Origin of the sequence: Nostoc parmelioides FACHB-3921 (assembly GCF_014696625.1) — a bacterium.
Lineage (GTDB): Bacteria > Cyanobacteriota > Cyanobacteriia > Cyanobacteriales > Nostocaceae > Trichormus > Trichormus parmelioides.
On the sequence record NZ_JACJQL010000001.1, the window covers coordinates 160594 to 177685 of the forward strand.

General features: G+C 41.1%; 13 protein-coding genes. 3 read left to right on the forward strand and 10 right to left on the reverse strand.

What is annotated here, in order from left to right; translation table 11 throughout:
* Positions 1–157: 157 nt before the first annotated feature.
* From H6G14_RS00630 to H6G14_RS00640, 3 genes are all read left to right on the forward strand, one after another.
* Positions 158–1012 carry an aldo/keto reductase gene (locus H6G14_RS00630; RefSeq protein WP_190565224.1) on the forward strand — a complete coding sequence of 285 codons (855 nt, stop codon included), beginning with the start codon at positions 158–160 and terminating at the stop codon, positions 1010–1012.
* 119 nt (positions 1013–1131) lie between these two features.
* A complete protein-coding gene (ilvC, locus tag H6G14_RS00635) occupies positions 1132–2127 on the forward strand; it encodes a ketol-acid reductoisomerase (protein ID WP_011317028.1) in 996 nt (331 codons plus the stop codon).
* Positions 2128–2230: 103 nt separating this feature from the next.
* On the forward strand, positions 2231–3040 hold the full coding sequence (locus H6G14_RS00640; protein ID WP_190565225.1) for an EndoU domain-containing protein: 810 nt from the start codon (positions 2231–2233) through the stop codon (positions 3038–3040).
* 255 nt (positions 3041–3295) lie between these two features.
* Here H6G14_RS00640 and H6G14_RS00645 read toward each other — a convergent pair whose 3' ends face one another.
* The 10 genes from H6G14_RS00645 to lepB form a co-directional block, all read right to left on the reverse strand.
* Positions 3296–4075 (reverse strand): COP23 domain-containing protein, encoded by a 780-nt coding sequence (locus H6G14_RS00645; RefSeq protein WP_190565447.1) that lies wholly within the window; start codon positions 4073–4075, stop codon positions 3296–3298.
* Positions 4076–4373: 298 nt separating this feature from the next.
* Positions 4374–5960 (reverse strand): M48 family metallopeptidase, encoded by a 1587-nt coding sequence (locus H6G14_RS00650; protein WP_190565226.1) that lies wholly within the window; start codon positions 5958–5960, stop codon positions 4374–4376.
* A 188-nt stretch (positions 5961–6148) separates the two neighbouring features.
* On the reverse strand, positions 6149–6460 hold the full coding sequence (locus H6G14_RS00655; RefSeq protein ID WP_011317024.1) for an RNA recognition motif domain-containing protein: 312 nt from the start codon (positions 6458–6460) through the stop codon (positions 6149–6151).
* A 419-nt stretch (positions 6461–6879) separates the two neighbouring features.
* Complete coding sequence (gene speB, locus H6G14_RS00660; protein ID WP_190565227.1) at positions 6880–7920, reverse strand: agmatinase SpeB; 1041 nt, start codon at positions 7918–7920, stop codon at positions 6880–6882.
* 91 nt (positions 7921–8011) lie between these two features.
* A complete protein-coding gene (locus tag H6G14_RS00665) occupies positions 8012–9751 on the reverse strand; it encodes a R3H domain-containing nucleic acid-binding protein (RefSeq protein WP_190565228.1) in 1740 nt (579 codons plus the stop codon).
* Positions 9752–9790: 39 nt separating this feature from the next.
* The gene (gene ldpA / locus H6G14_RS00670) at positions 9791–11005 is read right to left on the reverse strand and encodes a circadian clock protein LdpA (protein WP_190565229.1); all 1215 of its coding nucleotides are present in this window, start codon (positions 11003–11005) and stop codon (positions 9791–9793) included.
* Between the two features lie 64 nt (positions 11006–11069).
* Complete coding sequence (locus tag H6G14_RS00675) at positions 11070–12482, reverse strand: hybrid sensor histidine kinase/response regulator (RefSeq protein WP_190565230.1); 1413 nt, start codon at positions 12480–12482, stop codon at positions 11070–11072.
* 182 nt (positions 12483–12664) lie between these two features.
* Positions 12665–14500 (reverse strand): GGDEF/EAL domain-containing response regulator, encoded by a 1836-nt coding sequence (locus H6G14_RS00680; RefSeq protein ID WP_190565231.1) that lies wholly within the window; start codon positions 14498–14500, stop codon positions 12665–12667.
* A gap of 932 nt (positions 14501–15432) precedes the next feature.
* Complete coding sequence (locus H6G14_RS00685; protein ID WP_190565232.1) at positions 15433–16224, reverse strand: MOSC domain-containing protein; 792 nt, start codon at positions 16222–16224, stop codon at positions 15433–15435.
* A 114-nt stretch (positions 16225–16338) separates the two neighbouring features.
* Positions 16339–16986: a signal peptidase I gene (gene lepB / locus H6G14_RS00690; RefSeq protein WP_190565233.1), complete on the reverse strand. Its 648-nt coding sequence runs from the start codon at positions 16984–16986 to the stop codon at positions 16339–16341.
* Positions 16987–17092 lie beyond the last annotated feature (106 nt).

The window sequence follows — 17092 nt, forward strand, 5'->3', positions numbered from 1 at the left end:
GACTATGGACAGCACTGGCGCAAGAATATTTGATTTAGGCGCGTATCACCTTAATCCTGGTTACAGAGGACGATTTACCTTACCCTAGATGAATTGTCAAAAACTGCTTGACCCGCTATTAGATAGTTAGTGATGCTATCAAAATTAAGCGAAAAGTATGGAAACTACACAGCTAGGAAACACAGGTGTATTTGTCAGCGCCATTGGTTTGGGTGGAATGCCAATGTCGATATATAATCGACCACCAGAATCAGATTCAATTCAAGTTATCCACCGTGCCTTAGATTTAGGGATTACATTTATTGACACCGCCGATTCTTATTGTAAGGATGAGTCAGATAAGCACCACAATGAAAGACTGATCCACAAAGCACTTAGCACTTATGCGGGTGATACTAGCCAAGTGGTTGTGGCGACGAAAGGCGGCTTGATGCGTCCCAATGAAAGTTGGACACGCAACGGGAATCCAGAACATCTGCGTCAAACTATCCGTGTCAGTTTTGAGGCGTTGGGTGGTGAAAAACCCATTGATGTTTGGCAATACCACTCTCCAGACCCAGAATATACAATTGCAGAATCCCTGAAACCTGTGAAAGAAGCTGTGGAAGCAGGTTTGATTCGATTTGTGGGAGTTTCTAATTTTTCGGTGGAACAAATTAAGCAAGCACGGGATGTGGTGGATATTGTCTCAGTGCAGAATCAGTACAGTCCTTGGGAAAGACAGCCAGAAAAAGATGGTGTTTTGCAGTATTGTGAACAAGAAAAACTAACCTTTTTACCTTGGAGTCCCTTTGGTGGTCGTCGCCGCCATCAAGATTTACAGGATATTCCGGCGATTGCCCAATTAGCCAAAGCCAAAGGCGTATCTGTATACTCTATAGTATTAGCCTGGTTACGAGCCAAATCCCCGGCAATTTTGCCCATCCCCGGTGCAAGCAAAATTTCCAGCATCGAAGATTCAGTCAGCGCTGTAAATGTCAAACTAACTAACGAAGAAGTCCAGAAAATTTAGTAAATAACGTTGTTAACAGTTAACAGTTAACTAATCACTACTTGTACCCGTGGTAACACAATTTGGGGTAAAATCAAAGACTTGCCAATAAATGATGCTTGCTGACAGGAGATGCTTGTATGGCCCGGATGTACTATGACGAAGATGCCAATTTAGACCTTTTGGCTGGAAAAACCATTGCCATTATCGGCTATGGTTCTCAAGGTCATGCCCACGCTTTAAATTTAAAAGATAGTGGTTTGAACGTGATTGTGGGGCTATATCCGGGTAGTAAGTCAGCAGAAAAAGCCCAAGCAGCTGGGTTAACAGTGAAAAATGTGGCGGATGCTGCTAACGTTGCTGACTTCATCATGATTTTGTTACCCGATGAAGTGCAGAAAACAGTTTACAAAAACGAAATCGAACCAAATCTGCAAGAAGGAAACACTTTAGCTTTTGCTCACGGGTTTAATATTCACTTTGGGCAAGTCGTACCACCTGCGAACGTAGACGTAGTTATGGTAGCACCCAAAGGCCCTGGGCATTTGGTACGACGCACTTACGAACAAGGTCAAGGTGTACCAGCGCTGTTTGCTGTTTATCAAGATGCTAGTGGAAAAGCACGCGATCGCGCCCTATCCTATGCTAAAGGTATCGGTGGCACTCGTGGCGGTGTTTTGGAAACAACTTTCCGCGAAGAAACTGAAACCGATTTGTTCGGTGAACAAGCTGTATTATGCGGTGGTTTGAGTGCTTTAATTAAAGCCGGTTTTGAAACCTTGGTAGAAGCAGGTTATCAACCAGAACTAGCTTATTTTGAATGTCTACACGAAGTTAAATTAATTGTTGACTTGGTAGTAGAAGGCGGTCTAGCTAAAATGCGCGACAGCATTTCTAACACTGCTGAATATGGTGATTACACTCGCGGGCCTCGGATTGTCAACGAACAAACCAAAGCCGAAATGCGTAAGGTTCTCAGCGAAATTCAATCGGGACAATTTGCACGGGAATTTGTGTTAGAAAACCAATCTGGTAAACCCGGATTTACTGCAATGCGTCGTCAAGAAGCTGAACACCCAATTGAAGAAGTTGGTAAAGATTTACGGGCAATGTTTAGCTGGTTGAAGAAAGTTTAAAACATTCTTTTAAATCACTAAAAAAGACGCAACAGCAATCAAAACTGCTTTGCGTCTTTATTTTTTGGTGTTAAATTGTCAGCAAAACACTAAATTTAAATTTATGGCGAACCATAAGTTACAACAACTGCTAAGTATATTTGCTGTTTTCCTATTAACTTATCCGCTTACTCAAGCACAAGCACAGCCACAACAAGGACTTTTACCTTTTTTTGATAACGAAAATAACCCTGTTCCGGTAAATTTCCCCAGAGGACAACAAGTCGATATCACACCCCCACCACCGCAATTAAATTCTTTTGACCGAGCTGTACTGCAAACCTGTGGTTCTATTGGTACAAAAGTCAGTCCTAATAAATTTAAAGAACTACTATCTGCTTATCCTAATGTCTTACAAAGGCTGCAAAAAGTTAGCGGTGGTGAGTTGCGTCAAGGTCGGCAGAAAAAAGCCCAATTCCTAGAAGATTTAACTAATATTTGGTTTCAGCGTAAAGGTTTTGAACATATTTTTTGTGGAGAAATATATAACGCCAATGATATTGGTGGCTTACATTTTCATGGGAGATATTTACAGTTACAAAACCAGGGTATTGGCGGGCGTTTACCAAGTAATCAAAGGCGGGAAGAAGTGGTTCCCGGCGTGATTTATACATTAGGTGTGGTAATTAAACAAGGAAATCGGACAGTTACAGATGTAATTAAAGGTTATGGCTATCTCAGCAACGCCGAAGAAATGCTTGTAGATGCAACCCAAGCGTTTAAAAGACAGGGCAATAAAGAAGGGGCTTGTATTTATAATGTCCGTGACCAAGAAACAGGTAAAACTTTTCCCACAGTTTTTGTGAGGAAAAACAAGGCAATTATTACTTATTATCCTGATGCTACTCCCCAAGGAGCAAGGTGTAGACAGTAACAATTCAAAATTCAAAATTCAAAATTCAAAATTCAAAATTCAAAATACCCTACGGGAAGCAAGCTACAAAATTCAAAAATAAATAGAGTGGGCTTTTGGCTCACTCTATGACAAATGTACATATACTTAATATTTTGCACCACTGTCTTATTGCCAAAATCACAGGCTAAAAGACCGATTATTTCGTAGGGTGGGCATCGCCCACCACTTGCTTATTGAGACGGTGCAAGATATCCATATAAGAAAATACTAAAATTAGCGGAATCTATCAGGATTGAGACGTGCAGGGGCTTGGTTGGGAGATTGACGACGAATAGCTACCCCATTTCTCAGGCCTCTAGCTGTTCCCCCATCTCTGGTGTCGAGGTAGGGCTTCAAGTTGATTCCGCGTCTGGATGAACTCACTCGATTATTACCATTACCTAAAAGAGTGCTACCCAAGCTGTAAAGGTCGTTATTACCTCTGTAAGTGTTGACGGCTGTAGTTTGCTGTCCGTTATCAGCAGTCACTAGGTTTTGGAAAACGTTATTACGTACTGTGTAGGGGTCTTGGTTACGAGGTACTGTGAGGACAATCCGACAGCGTTGGTTTGCGTCGGTTGTCACACAAATGATATTTTCATTGTTTTCTACAGAAACCTGAAGTTCTTGTAAGCCATCTGGGCGATAGGACTCTAGACGATTGGCGATCGCCTGACATCTGCTAGCTGCATCCCAACCACCGCCTAAATTTCTGGGTGCTGCCCAAGGAAAGTACTGTCCTGGTTGACTTTGGGGCTGATAAACTACTGTCTGCTGTCCGTTTATAGGTACGCATCTAAATCTGACTGTGCCATCCCCATTTGTGACAGGAGGTATATTTGTTGATGTATCTGTTGGATAAGGATAGGGTACGTTTGTCGGTGTTGATGAGCCTGATGGTACAGTTGGCACAACAACGCCATCGTCAAATTGTGCTAATGCGACGGAATTACCCAGGAAAAAAGATAAACCTAAACTACCCAAGAAAGCGAGTTTCCAGCTTTTAGATAACATGAATGCTCCTCCAGTGACAAACAGTGTATTAGTCATTAGTCATTGGTTAAAGATTAGGGACTATAAACTAACGTCAGTTCGATGACCTCTCCCCAAACCCCTCTCCGACGCGGAGAGGGGCTTAGATATCCCGAAAACTTAAGGAAAAATTAGGGTTTTGAAGCCTCTCTCCTTGCAGGGGAGAGGTTTGGAGAGGGGTTTTTGAAATTCGTCGAACTCACGTTAAACTACCCCAATGAGAAATTGATGACACGCAACTTTAGTCCTGATTTAGTTGACGAAAAATTTGACTTTTAGTTCATTCCGTAGTGCGCTTTTTTTCCTCTTCTTCTTTTCTCTGTTTGAGGAGTTTGTTTACTTTCACTTTAATTTCTGCATGGCGTTGTACACCTTCATAAGCGTAGCGATTATAACTATTGCGAGAAATTAAGTTTTCTAGATAACTAACTCGCTCATTACCGCCTGGGTGGGAAGATAACCAAGTGGGAATGTCATATTTTTTTTGCTTGTCTAGTGTCACCATTAAATTCCGCAAGCCATCAGCAGCATAGCCACTAGCAACAATTAAGCGCGTACCCAAAATATCTGCCTGTCTTTCCATATCACGGCTGTAATTCATGGCGAAAAGTTGCCCAATCGTGCCACCAAAGGGTAGATATTGAGTAACGTTAGAAATGAGGTTGCCTTGGGTAACTAATTGAAAACCGTGGGATAAGACGACATGAGATAATTCATGTGCCACTAATCCCGCTAATTCTGCTTCGGAAGTGGTTTTGGCGATCGCACCAGCATTAATAAAAATTTTCCCTCCCGGTAGGGCAAAAGCATTGAGTTCTTCTTCCGGAATCACAAAAAATTCGTATTTAAATTCATTCCTACCAGCAACTTTCGCCAGTTTCTGCCCAATATCATTGACATAGGCTAAAACATCATCATCTATGACCAAAGGCAGCTGTTTTTTCGCCTGTTTCGCTACCGATTCACCGATAGATTTTTCGCCCTGTAGTAGCAAAATGGTGGAGTCAAGGGCAGAAAATGGCCCTAGTAAGCTACCAGTAACCGCATAACCCAATGCACCTGTAATAACGTTACTAATTAAATTACCCCTAATTTCCTCTCGAACGTAGGATTGATAGCGTTGGAGATGTTTATCGGCTAATTGGGTAAATTCTGGTGCTTGGGGATTGTTAGGGTTGAGGATGGCAAATTGCCTTGCAGCTAAAGATGCTTCCATCCATTTTTTTGATTTAGCCAAGGCGCTAACTCTGGCTTGGGTTAGTTCTGGTTGATTGGGATAAAGAGATGATGCCCGTTCTAAAATATCTAATGCTTCTGTTTGGCGATCGTATTGAGTGAGAACTTCAGCGTAGCGAATATGGCCAGGGACAAATTCGGGATATTGTTCAACTAATAATTGCAGAGGTACAAGAGTTCGCGTTTGCAATTTCTTGGCTATTCCCGCCTCTGCTTCTCGCCAATATACTTTACCTGCTGGTGAAAGTTCTGCGGGGTCAAGGATGGCTGGTTTCCGTTCTTTGGATGCAGTTGTTTGAGTAAAGGGTGTTTTGACTTCGCGGTAAATTTTTTCGGCCTCGGCAATTTGTCCCGCCAGATAAAGTTTATCTGCTTCTATAAGTTTTTGTTGACGGGCAATTTCTTCTGGACTGAGTGGAGGTTCTGACGCAGATGAGCGTTTTAGTGCATCTCTGAGCTTTTGATCATTGGGGTTTTCCGGCTGGGGTGTGTTTGTTTGCTCAGTGGGGGCGGGAGGTTCTTGGGCTGGTACTGGTGCTATGGGTTGAGTGAGAAGAATTAATAGTGTTGTCCCAACTGACAACAATATCCAATTCAAGGTTAGCAGCAGAGACTTACTGATGCGCTTCATGCTGAGTTCCACCTAATACAAAAGGCTCTTTTATTTAGGGTAGAAGCAATTCGGCTCATCCGACTAGAGCGATCGCCATTGCTTCACAGTAACTACTAAAAAGATGCCATCAGGACTAATTGAAGAAAAAAAAAGGCAGACGATTTGTCTGACCTCAAGAATTTAGATAAATTCCTAATTATTAATTCTTAATAACGGGAACGACCACCGCCACCGCCGTATCCTCCCCGGTTTCCGCCACCAAAGGAGCCTCTGTCTTCTTTGGGCTTGGCTTTATTGACTTTCAGGTCACGACCCATCCACTCAGCACCATCAAGACCCTCAATGGCGGCTGTTTCTTCTGCATCTGAACCCATTTCCACAAAAGCAAAACCGCGCAGGCGACCTGTTTCACGGTCAGTAGGTAGCACAACCCGTTTTACAGAACCATATTCTGCAAAAACGTTGCTGATATCCTCTTGCGTAACTTCGTAAGAGAGGTTCCCTACATAAATTGACATTATTTTCTCTCCAAAATCATGGCTGTGTAGAGATTTAAATTTCGGAGAGAGGTCTGTAAATACCACAAGGAAAAGCCTGTTAATACTAAAAACAAAGACTATCACCGATTTAATTCTCACTGTCTATGATGGCATAGAAGTTAATTTCCTGCATGAGGAAACGCGGTTATGAGAGAAGCTATGCAACAATAATATTGAGGCTGAAGACGAAAACCATTGACTTACAAGGCTTTTAAGATTTTATTTTTTAATTATTTATAAATATTACAGTCATCAATTTCCACTTAATTTAATAAATATTAGTGATACTATTACTGATTTTTATCTCCAAAAGTACACTCAAGATAGATGATGTAAATTGAAAGTTTGTGTCTAGGCAATGACCAACCGTCGATCATTGCCTGCTGAAAAATAACAGCTTATTGTTTGTGAGATAAATCCATTAAATTTGCTAATTTATAAACCACTCTCGCCCCTACATTACCATCCCATTCAGCATCACCAACTTCGCAGACATCGAAGCCAATAATTTTTCTCCCGCTATTCACCAATTCCCGAAATAGACAAAAAACTTGCTCCAATTCCAAACCACCAGGAACAGGTGTGCCGGTATTTGGACAAAGTTTCGGATCTAAACCATCCACATCAAAACTAATGTGGACGTATTCCGGCAAGTGATTGACAATTTCGCGGCTTAATTCGATCCAGTTTGTGCCACCATACAGCTTTTGTTTAATCATGGGGTCGTAGTATGCCACGATGCGTCCGTGGGATTCATCAATCATTCGCACTTCATCATGACTGATATCGCGTAAACCTACCTGCACCAGTTTAGAAATTTGCGGTAGTTTCAACCCATTAAACATAATCGACGCATGGGAAAATTCAAACCCTTCATAAGCGTCACGTAAATCTGCGTGTGCATCAATGTGGAGAATGCCAAAATTGGGGTATTTCGCTGCTAATGCTTGAAAGTAACCTAAAGGTGAACTATGGTCGCCACCAATGACTGCAACTTGCTTACCTTGATTCATGGCTACTTGACATTGTGTAAACAGCCATTGATTTACCTGTTGGGAAGCTTGATTAATTTCTGTGAGTACAGGTGTTAAATCTGGTGTGTCTGTGAGTAATTTACCTTGGGCGAGTCGTTCAATAATTTGTGCTGCTAAATCTCGATAATAATTATTTTTATCGATAATTTCTTGGGGAATTTCCACTAAGAAAATTCCTTGTTTCCAGCCATCAGGATGATCAAAGTCAAATAAATCTAGTTGCACTGAAGCATCCAGAATTCTTTGTGGCCCATTGGCTGTACCTGCACCATAGGAAACCGTAACTTCCCAAGGGACTGCAAAAACAATTAAATTTGCAGAATTATAATCGCAGGGCAAACCTAAGAGATTGCCATTGATTTCACCTACGCCGCTAGGGTTATAGTCTTGGAGTTGATTAATCATAGATTCTTGGATATTAATTTTATCAACTAAAAGCGATCGCCCTAAAATACTGGAGAGCGATCGCTGGATTTACTCGACAAACTCAGTCAGTTTACGCTGGATAAATCCGTAAACGACGGTTTGGTTCTTCCCCAAAACTATGGGACTTGAGCCGATAGTGTTCTACTAGCTCATGCTGCATTTTGCGGACTTGCGGAGAACGGGGTAATAACTCCACGGGTTGTCCTTTGGGAATGACGATTTGCTCGACGGCTAGTCTTGCTTCTTCTAAAGCGTCCATTTCGTCGTCGCTACCGTTGTGCAGAAACAATTGTAGTTCTCGGTCATCCGCTATTTCTGGATCGTCCAAGTTAAGTAAGCGCCGCAATCCACGGGTAATCTGAGGAATGGTACTAGACTTAATCACATGGATGGGTACATGACGGGCTTTAGCCATCTGCCTTAATTTAGCGTGGTTTTTGACGTGCGATCGCAATGCCAAAATTGCATCAGCATTATCTATATCTTTTGTCAATACCACAGGCAAAGTTAAAACACTGATCACCTGTTCCAGTTGATGCCTACTCACCCCATAAGGGTAAATGTGCAGTGGTAAATCTTCACCGTTGGGGCCTGGTTGTCTAGCACTGCTGCCGAAATCGATAGCTTCTGGGTAGTTAAACGATTCATCTAGCAAGCGGTCAAATTCGCTTTGTCCAGGGATTCTTTCTCGCTCTAGGGGCAATGATGGGATGGCTAGCATTTGTCCTGATGCACGCCAACCATTAGATGCTCTAGCTGGTGAAAAAGATTCTTCAGGAGTTGCCAACTGTCCGCCACGACCATTAACAACAGATAATTGTCGTGTGATGGCGACTTTGCCTTGGTCATCCACTGTTCTCGTTTGTGGACTAGGCTGACGGCCTCGGAGAAGAGTATCCACCGTATCCGCAACACTTTCGTGTACTACCCAACGTTGCCGTTCTAACATTTCCACGGCAATCTCAAAGGTAGGAGGGGCTTTCCGTTCTAAAACGGTTTTTTGACTACCCCTGCGTCTCGCTTCATCGTCTCCCAGTGTCACAGCTTGAATACCCCCAACCAAATCAGATAGGGTGGGGTTTTTGATCAGGTTTTCTATCTGGTTTCCGTGGGCAGTACCTACCAACTGTACACCTCTTTCCGCAATGGTACGGGCTGCTAAAGCTTCCAGTTCTGTACCAATTTCATCAATGACAATGACTTCTGGCATATGATTTTCTACTGCCTCAATCATTACCTGATGTTGCAGTTCTGGATGAGCTACCTGCATCCGCCTAGCACGACCAATGGCTGGGTGAGCCACATCGCCATCCCCAGCAATTTCGTTGGAGGTGTCAATGATAACCACACGTTTATGCAATTCATCTGCTAAGACACGGGCAATTTCTCGTAAAGCTGTAGTTTTACCTACACCAGGCCGTCCTAGCATGAGAATTGATTTACCAGTTTCCACCAAATCGCGGATCATGCCTATCGTACCGAATACAGCTCGACCAACACGACAGGTCAGACCAATTATCTTACCACTGCGGTTGCGGATAGCACTGATCCGATGCAAAGTTTGCTCAATTCCTGCCCGATTATCTCCACCAAAGTTTCCTACTCGCTGAACGCAATCGTCTATCTGTGCTTGAGTAACGGGTGTTTCGCTCAGGTACTCGGCTTGATTGGGAAATCTAGCCTCTGGGCGACGACCCAAATCCAAGACCACTTCTACTAAAATATCTCGTTTGGGATGGTTCTCTAGTACTTGTCGCAGGTCTTGGGGCAAAATGTCTAACAACTTTTGGAGATCGTCTGTAGTCGTCATGCTTTCTATTGTGACGTTTTGAGAGATAACGAAGAGCAATTAGCTCTCCTGCTGTGACTTGAGCTGGGAAACGAGGGAACGGGCAAGCTCTACGGCTTGCCAAAGTAATTCTGGTTCTTCTTCAAGGCGTACTGTGGCCTTAACACTGCTATTACTCACCTCCTTATTTTCTAACTGCTCAATAATCGGTGACAGCATTACACGGGCATAGCTACCGTAAGCAACTCCGGCAATATAGGCGGACGGGCGGGGGGTGAGACAGCGCGGTCTTGGGGGTTTCCCCCATAAGCGACTGCGAACCCGAAGGGCAGGGAGCAGAGGAGAAGAAATTTCCCTCATGCTCCCTGCTCCCTGCTCCCTTGCTTTTTTCAGTAGTCCCATTGCCTTTAACTTAGCAACTGTGTAGCTGTTAGTGCCACCCGCTAGTTGTATATATCCTGGTAATTTAGCTGCTAGGACTTTTTGCCCTAGTTTTACTGCTGCTAAAGTAGTACCATCTCCGATATCGCCACTCATAGGGCGACCGTCGGTTTGCCAAATTAGGGTGGTAGGAAGCGGAGAAATTAGTTCATAGATTGATTGGAGATATTCAACTAGATGTTTACCATCGGGACAGCTGATAGCCAATACCTTCAGTCGGTCTGCCCACGGTGAAATTACTTGCCATAATTGCTTAAACTCTGCCAAACGTCCCACTTTTGTATGGATTTCTACGGCATCTATTCCTGCTGACATGACCATTGGTGCGATCGCCTCTGGCGTTGACATATAGGAATTTGTATAAATTATATCATAAGGACAAACTGGCAGACAACGGCCGCAACCGTAGCATTTCTGAAATTCAACTCCAGAAAAATTATCTTTTTGATGATTAAATACAATTGCCTGAGCAGGACAGATTTTCTCACAAGGTCTGGGACAATCGGAGGGGCAATGGTGGGGATTGAACTCGGCTTTGCGGAAATGGGGGTCTTCACCGTCATTTAAGCTCACCATCAACAAGGGTGCATGACCTTTGTAGTCCAGTCCTCTTGCTTGAGCTGCCTGCACCAAATTTCTAGCTACTTGTATTGCTTCTTTGGCATCTCTAATCACGGCTGGGTCAGCAGCCACATCTATGCAGTCAGCACCAGCTAAGGTGTAGGCCAATGTTAAACTTCTCACAGCAGGTAGGTGCTGGAAACTAGCTCCGCAGATGAGCTTGAACCAGTGACCTTGGTTTAATGATTGTAAAGGGGCTAACAGATCAGTCACACTTCTATTATGCTTTTATGTGAATGAAAATAGTAGCCTGTGTTGAGTAAAAATCCTAATTTATTCAGACTGGGGTAATGGGAATTGTAATGACAAACTCTGCTCCTTCGCCTAATGCAGAAGTGCAGGTGATTTGCCCTTGGTGTTTCTGCACTACAATCTGATAGCTGATAGATAATCCCAATCCGCTACCTTTACCTACGGTTTTTGTGGTGAAAAATGGGTCAAACAGATGAGATTGCCAAGATTGATCTATACCTACACCATTATCGGCGATCGCAATCCTCACAGTTTGTGAGTCGAGTAATTCTGTGCTAATCCGAATTTGAGGATTTTGGTTAGGGGGTTCTTCCTTGATCTTGGTGATTCCCAATGACTGTAGATGAGCTGTTCCTTGACGAACGCTTACCCACAGAGGATTGACTTGGCTACTTTGTAAGCGCAGTCTGGAAGTCGTTGGTATTGCGCCAGAATCAGTTTCCTGCCTCACCTCCAAAGCATCTATGGCATTATTTAGGATGTGCATAAATACTTGGTTTAATTCGCTCGGATAACAAGTAATCAAAGGTAAGTTACTGTAATCTTTTACTACATCAATTGCTGGACGATTTGATGTGGCATTAAGTCGATGCTGTAACATTACCAAGGTGCTGTCTATTCCCTGATGAATATTTACTAGTTTCATTTCCGCTTCGTCATGACGGGAAAAGTTTTGCAGCGCCAGCACAATTTCCCGAATGCGATCAGATCCTCTGTACATAGCACCCATTAAGTTTTGCAGGTCTTGCATGACAAAACTCAAATCTGTCTTTTGAATTAGTTGTTGAATTTTGGGTGTTGGATTTGGATACTCCTGTTGATAAACTTCGATGATTTTCACTAAATCTTGGATATACTCATTAGCATATTGCAGGTTGCCATAGATAAAACTAATAGGGTTATTAACTTCATGGGCAATACCTGCTACTAATTGCCCAAGTGCCGCCATTTTCTCATTTTGAATTTGTTGAACCTGTGAGGCTTTTAAATTATTCAGGGCATCTTGCAATAAAAAATTTCTTTCTTGTAATTGAAGTTGCAACAACCGTAAATTTATTTGATTTTCAATTCGTAAGATTACTTCCGCACCATGAAAGGGCTTAGTAATATAATCAACACCACCAACATCAAAAGCTTTAACTTTATCTAGAACATCATCCAGTGCGCTAATAAAGATCACAGGTATATCACAGGTGTGTTTATCAGCTTTCAGTTGCTGACAAACTTGATAACCATCCATATCCGGCATACTAACATCCAGCAAAATGACATCAGGTAAAAGCATCTGACACGCAGTTAGCGCCATTTTACCGTTCAAGGCTTTGCGGACTTCAAAACCTTGTGCAGTTAACATCGCTGATAACAGCCGCAGATTATCTGGTGTATCATCTACTACCAAAATATTGCTTTTATATTTATTGTTATTATTTAAATTCATTACGAATAAAAATTCATCATTTATCCCCTAATAAATATATTAAGTGCTGTTTGGACGGACTTGTATAAAAATTCCCCAAACTCAACAAATATTGTGATTGATATTAATATCAAAGAATTTCTAAAAAAATCATCTTTACAGATATGAATTGAGAAAATCTGCAACAGAAGTAGCACACCAAATTACCATTCGGTTGCTGAGGTAATGAAATCCATTACCAAATTCTGCGCTATGGGTCGAGAAAATAGATATCCTTGTGCAAAATCGCATTTTAAACTTTTAAGTTGTTCCAATTGTTCTTTAGTTTCGACTCCTTCTGCGATCGCCGACATACCCATAGACGTAGCAATGCTAATCATCGCCGGCACTAATCCCATATTTTCTTGATTATCCAACATTCGATTAACAAATGATTTATCAATTTTGATTGCATTAAAAGGAAAGATATGTAAATAACTCAGGGATGAATAACCTGTACCAAAATCATCCATGATCAGTTTAATTTTCCGCTCTTTTAGTTGTTGGAGAATTACCTTAATTTCATTATTGTTTTCCATAATCACAGTTTCTGTGATTTCTAGCTCTAAACTAGATGGATCTATTTGAGTATCTTTGATAATTTGATCGATTTGTGTGATGAAGTTAGTCTGCAAAAATAATTTAGCGCTTAAATTAACACTAATACTTAGATTTTTAGGGGTTGCTGGATGAGATTGCCAGATGCGTAGTTGCTGACAAGCTGACTGTAATACCCACATATTAATAATATTAATTAAACCAGTTTCTTCCGCTACAGGAATAAATTCTATCGGCGCAATCAAACCATGAGTTGGATGCTGCCAACGAACAAGAGCTTCAAATCCAGATATTTTACCTGTAGTCAGAGAAATAATGGGCTGGTAATAAATGACAAATTCTTGTTTTTCTACTGACCTACGTAAGTCATTTTCCTTTTCTAAGGCTTTGATAACTTCCTTGTGCATTGCTGGATCAAAAACATGATATCTAGCCCTTCCTGAATCTTTAGCACGATACATAGCCGTATCGGCATCTCGTAGCAGATATTCTGGTTGATCATATCCTTGGTGACCCCAACTAATGCCAATACTGACATTCATAAAAACTTCGTATCTAGATAGTTTAAAAGACATTGATAGTTGTTGCAGAATGTAATCTGCTATTTGAATTGCCATACGGATATCTTTTATATCCTCTAATAAAATGCCAAATTCATCACCGCCTAGTCTTGCTAAAGTTGCGTCTGGTGTGAGACAAGATTGAAGACGATGAGCAATAGAAATAAGTAATTCATCTCCTACTAAATGTCCTAAAGAATCATTGACAACCTTGAAGCGATCGCAGTCTAAAAATAGTACTGCAAATTGATAATCAGATTCTTCTTTAGCTCGATTTAAAGCTTTTCCTAATTTCCTGATAAACAAAATTCTGTTTGGTAAACCAGTAAGAGCATCGTGGAGCGCCATATCAAGCAATTTGCCTTGTAACTTTTGACGCGCACTAACTTCTATTTGCAGTTTTTGCAAAGCCTTTTCTAACTCCCAAGTACGCTGCTTTACTCTTTGTTCCAATTCAGCATTCAGCGTTAATATTTCTATTCTTGCCGCTCGCAATTCTATTTGATTTTTTACACGTACTAATACTTCTTCTAATTCAAAAGGCTTAGTAATATAATCTACACCACCAACTTTAAAAGCCTTGACTTTATCAAAAACATCATCTAAAGCACTAATAAAAATTACTGGGATATCAGATGTCAGTTCCCAAGCTTTAAATCTTTGACAAACTTCATAACCATCTACCTCTGGCATCATAATATCAAGCAAAATTAAATCAGGTAATAATGTTTGACAAGCTGTATAAGCCATTTGCCAATTTAAAGCTTTACGAACGTTATATCCTTCCCTAGTCAGAATTGATGACAAGACGCGCAGATTATCCGCCATATCATCAATAATCAAAATATCGTTTTTATATGGGTCTAACTGTTGATGATTCATTCTATATTTGTTTTAGTTAGTGCCATAGTTTTTCTTCAATCTGATAGTTATTTACTAAATCCTTCAGAAAATGATAAAGTTGATTTCCCTGAAGTAAATTTTTCATAAGAGCGGATGAAGTGTATGGCTTCATACACCACACAAGCAATAAATCACAAGAGTTGCACCAACAATCGACTGTCAGGCAAATCATCTGCTACCAAGATGCGATATTCTCCTTGTGTGGTCATAATCTAATATTTTCTGCCCATTTTGCAACGCTAGATACCTCACTGTTTCTGTCGCCAAATACTTTTGCGGGACGAAAGGCGTAATGAAAAATAATCTGAGGGACTTCTTAGTAAATTTTTTGCCAATTGAGCAGTAACAGGAGTTGACGGACTGAAGTTTGACTAACATCATGTGTAAAAAAATTTCCCCAATGTTAACCCCAGGGACTCTACGATATATCAACTACTTTGAGCTTAAGGGTTAGTACTGTCTACAATAGCAAATATCATCAAGCAAGTAGCTGATGCTTATATCAAAAGATACTAAAATATGTATAAACATATTCGGTCTATTGGGGTAATTCTTCCTGATATGAAGGCTTAAACTTTGTTATAACACCATAATTTGTTCTATTGCATCTGACAATACATGAATATGTATTATTGATGTATTGTCAGATATTATTTACACTGTTTAACCAAAAAATTTTGTACTAGAAAAAGGTCGCTATTTTTACTAATTGAAGACAAAAATATAAGTAAATAATTATACTCAAAGATAAGAGAAGCAGCTACTTGATACTTAGTAGCTAGATTCATGCTGAATGATTATGTTTATTTTATTTTTCAAAAATCTCAATTTTTATCAGATATGTCCGTAGCCAGATAGATTAGGACATCAAGCTCAGATAAAACCCTGACAAAACAAGGCTTTTAAGTCCGTCAACCGCTAACACCTATAATTTTAACTTCTTCGCCCACACTAATGAACTTTCCTACTTCCGAACTGGGTAATCGTGTATTTACACTTAAACGATAAAAATGATTAAACCGAGATGTAGCAACCCATTCCGGCAATGTCACTTGACGCTTTTGGACAAATATTTTTTGAAAACTCGGATAAGCGACACCTGAAAACGAGTCTCTTGTGGGAACTACACAACGCTGGCAAGGGTTAACACCCAAAAACTGCACGTCTCCAACTTGGAAGGAAAGCACTTCGCCGGATTCCCTAAATAATTGATCTTCCCAAAATGCCGGGACACCGTCAATTTCCAGATTAGCACGCATTCGGCGGCGCATTTCATCGATAGTTACACCGGGAAACCACGAAGCTACTTCTGCCAAGGTTGCGGTACTGATTACTGTTGGCCCTGGTGATTGTAAATCATCAGGGAATCCTCCCTGGGAGTTTTGCTCTAGGGTGACAGCAAACCCCAAAAAATCACTCAAGATAGCTGCTAGTGTTTGCCTTTCTTCGTCTAGATGAAAGACATATTCTGAATCTTTCTCAGGAAATTGGAGCGATATCTCTCGATGGGAGATGTGAAAATATGAACGTAATTGATGAATAGATGGATTTCGTTTTCCATTTACCACTCTCGAATGTTCGTCAAAGATGGCAAATTCACGGTCGTACTCTAGCGCACCACTGTTGACTATTCTTCCTTGTGGAACTTCCACCCCGTCTAGTGATTTAATCGGGTAGATTAAGATTTTAGCTAGGTAAGGCATCTTAAAAATTTTTGAGCTAATAGTCAACAGTCGTTGATTGTGGGTTATGGAAGAAAAATACCAGTCTGTGGACTGTTGACTATGCTTTTGTTTTATATATAGTTATAGTTTTTTTTACTTTGGAGAGTATAGAGGCGATTTATCGATTTCTCCCACATTGTTGAGTGGCCAAAAACGAAGAACTGCACGACCAATAATATTTTGACGCGGGACAACGCCCCAACAGCGACTGTCATAGCTACTATTACGATTATCTCCTAGTACTAAATAGGAGTCAGCAGGTATGGTCTGGGGTTTCGTTAAGAAAGCTGGTTGCTGACCTGACGTACAGACATCAATAACTGTAGCTTGTTTGGAGCCGAGATATGTCACTTCATTCAGGGGTTTTTTATTGATATAGACTCTGCCGTTTCTGAGTTCTACTGTTTCCCCTGGTAAGCCAACCACCCGTTTGATAAAGGCATCTTGGTATTGCTCACGTTGTAACTCTTCTGTAGGGGAAAAAACTACAATGTCTCCCCTCTGTGGTTGAGAAAATCTGTACTTCAACTTATCAACAATAATTTTGTCTGCTTCCCACTGGTTGGGAGTTCCGTGGAGAGTGGGTTCCATCGAGCCAGAAGGAATCCAGCGTGCTTCAGCCACAAAGGTACGAATACCCAAGGCGAGAACAATACTTAATACAACTGTTCTACCTAGCTCTGCGATCCAAGAATTATCAGGTTGTTTACTAGAATTGTTGTCAGACACTTGATTTTGCATGAAATTACTGAAGTAAGAAAAGTGTAAGTAATTAACTCGCTGAGGGAGACTATATTTGTTAATCTTAACGGGAGAAAGCAGATCAGGTGGTTATCAGTTATTTGTA

Excerpts from the sequence above, each read along its gene's own strand:
- H6G14_RS00680 (WP_190565231.1), bottom strand. The coding sequence starts at position 14,500 with ATGAATCATCAACAGTTAGACCCATATAAAAACGATATTTTGATTATT.
- speB (WP_190565227.1), bottom strand. The coding sequence starts at position 7,920 with ATGATTAATCAACTCCAAGACTATAACCCTAGCGGCGTAGGTGAAATC.
- lepB (WP_190565233.1), bottom strand. The coding sequence starts at position 16,986 with ATGCAAAATCAAGTGTCTGACAACAATTCTAGTAAACAACCTGATAAT.
- H6G14_RS00645 (WP_190565447.1), bottom strand. The coding sequence starts at position 4,075 with ATGTTATCTAAAAGCTGGAAACTCGCTTTCTTGGGTAGTTTAGGTTTA.
- ilvC (WP_011317028.1), top strand. The coding sequence starts at position 1,132 with ATGGCCCGGATGTACTATGACGAAGATGCCAATTTAGACCTTTTGGCT.
- H6G14_RS00685 (WP_190565232.1), bottom strand. The coding sequence starts at position 16,224 with ATGCCTTACCTAGCTAAAATCTTAATCTACCCGATTAAATCACTAGAC.
- H6G14_RS00665 (WP_190565228.1), bottom strand. The coding sequence starts at position 9,751 with ATGACGACTACAGACGATCTCCAAAAGTTGTTAGACATTTTGCCCCAA.
- H6G14_RS00650 (WP_190565226.1), bottom strand. The coding sequence starts at position 5,960 with ATGAAGCGCATCAGTAAGTCTCTGCTGCTAACCTTGAATTGGATATTG.
- H6G14_RS00640 (WP_190565225.1), top strand. The coding sequence starts at position 2,231 with ATGGCGAACCATAAGTTACAACAACTGCTAAGTATATTTGCTGTTTTC.
- H6G14_RS00630 (WP_190565224.1), top strand. The coding sequence starts at position 158 with ATGGAAACTACACAGCTAGGAAACACAGGTGTATTTGTCAGCGCCATT.
- H6G14_RS00655 (WP_011317024.1), bottom strand. The coding sequence starts at position 6,460 with ATGTCAATTTATGTAGGGAACCTCTCTTACGAAGTTACGCAAGAGGAT.
- H6G14_RS00675 (WP_190565230.1), bottom strand. The coding sequence starts at position 12,482 with ATGAATTTAAATAATAACAATAAATATAAAAGCAATATTTTGGTAGTA.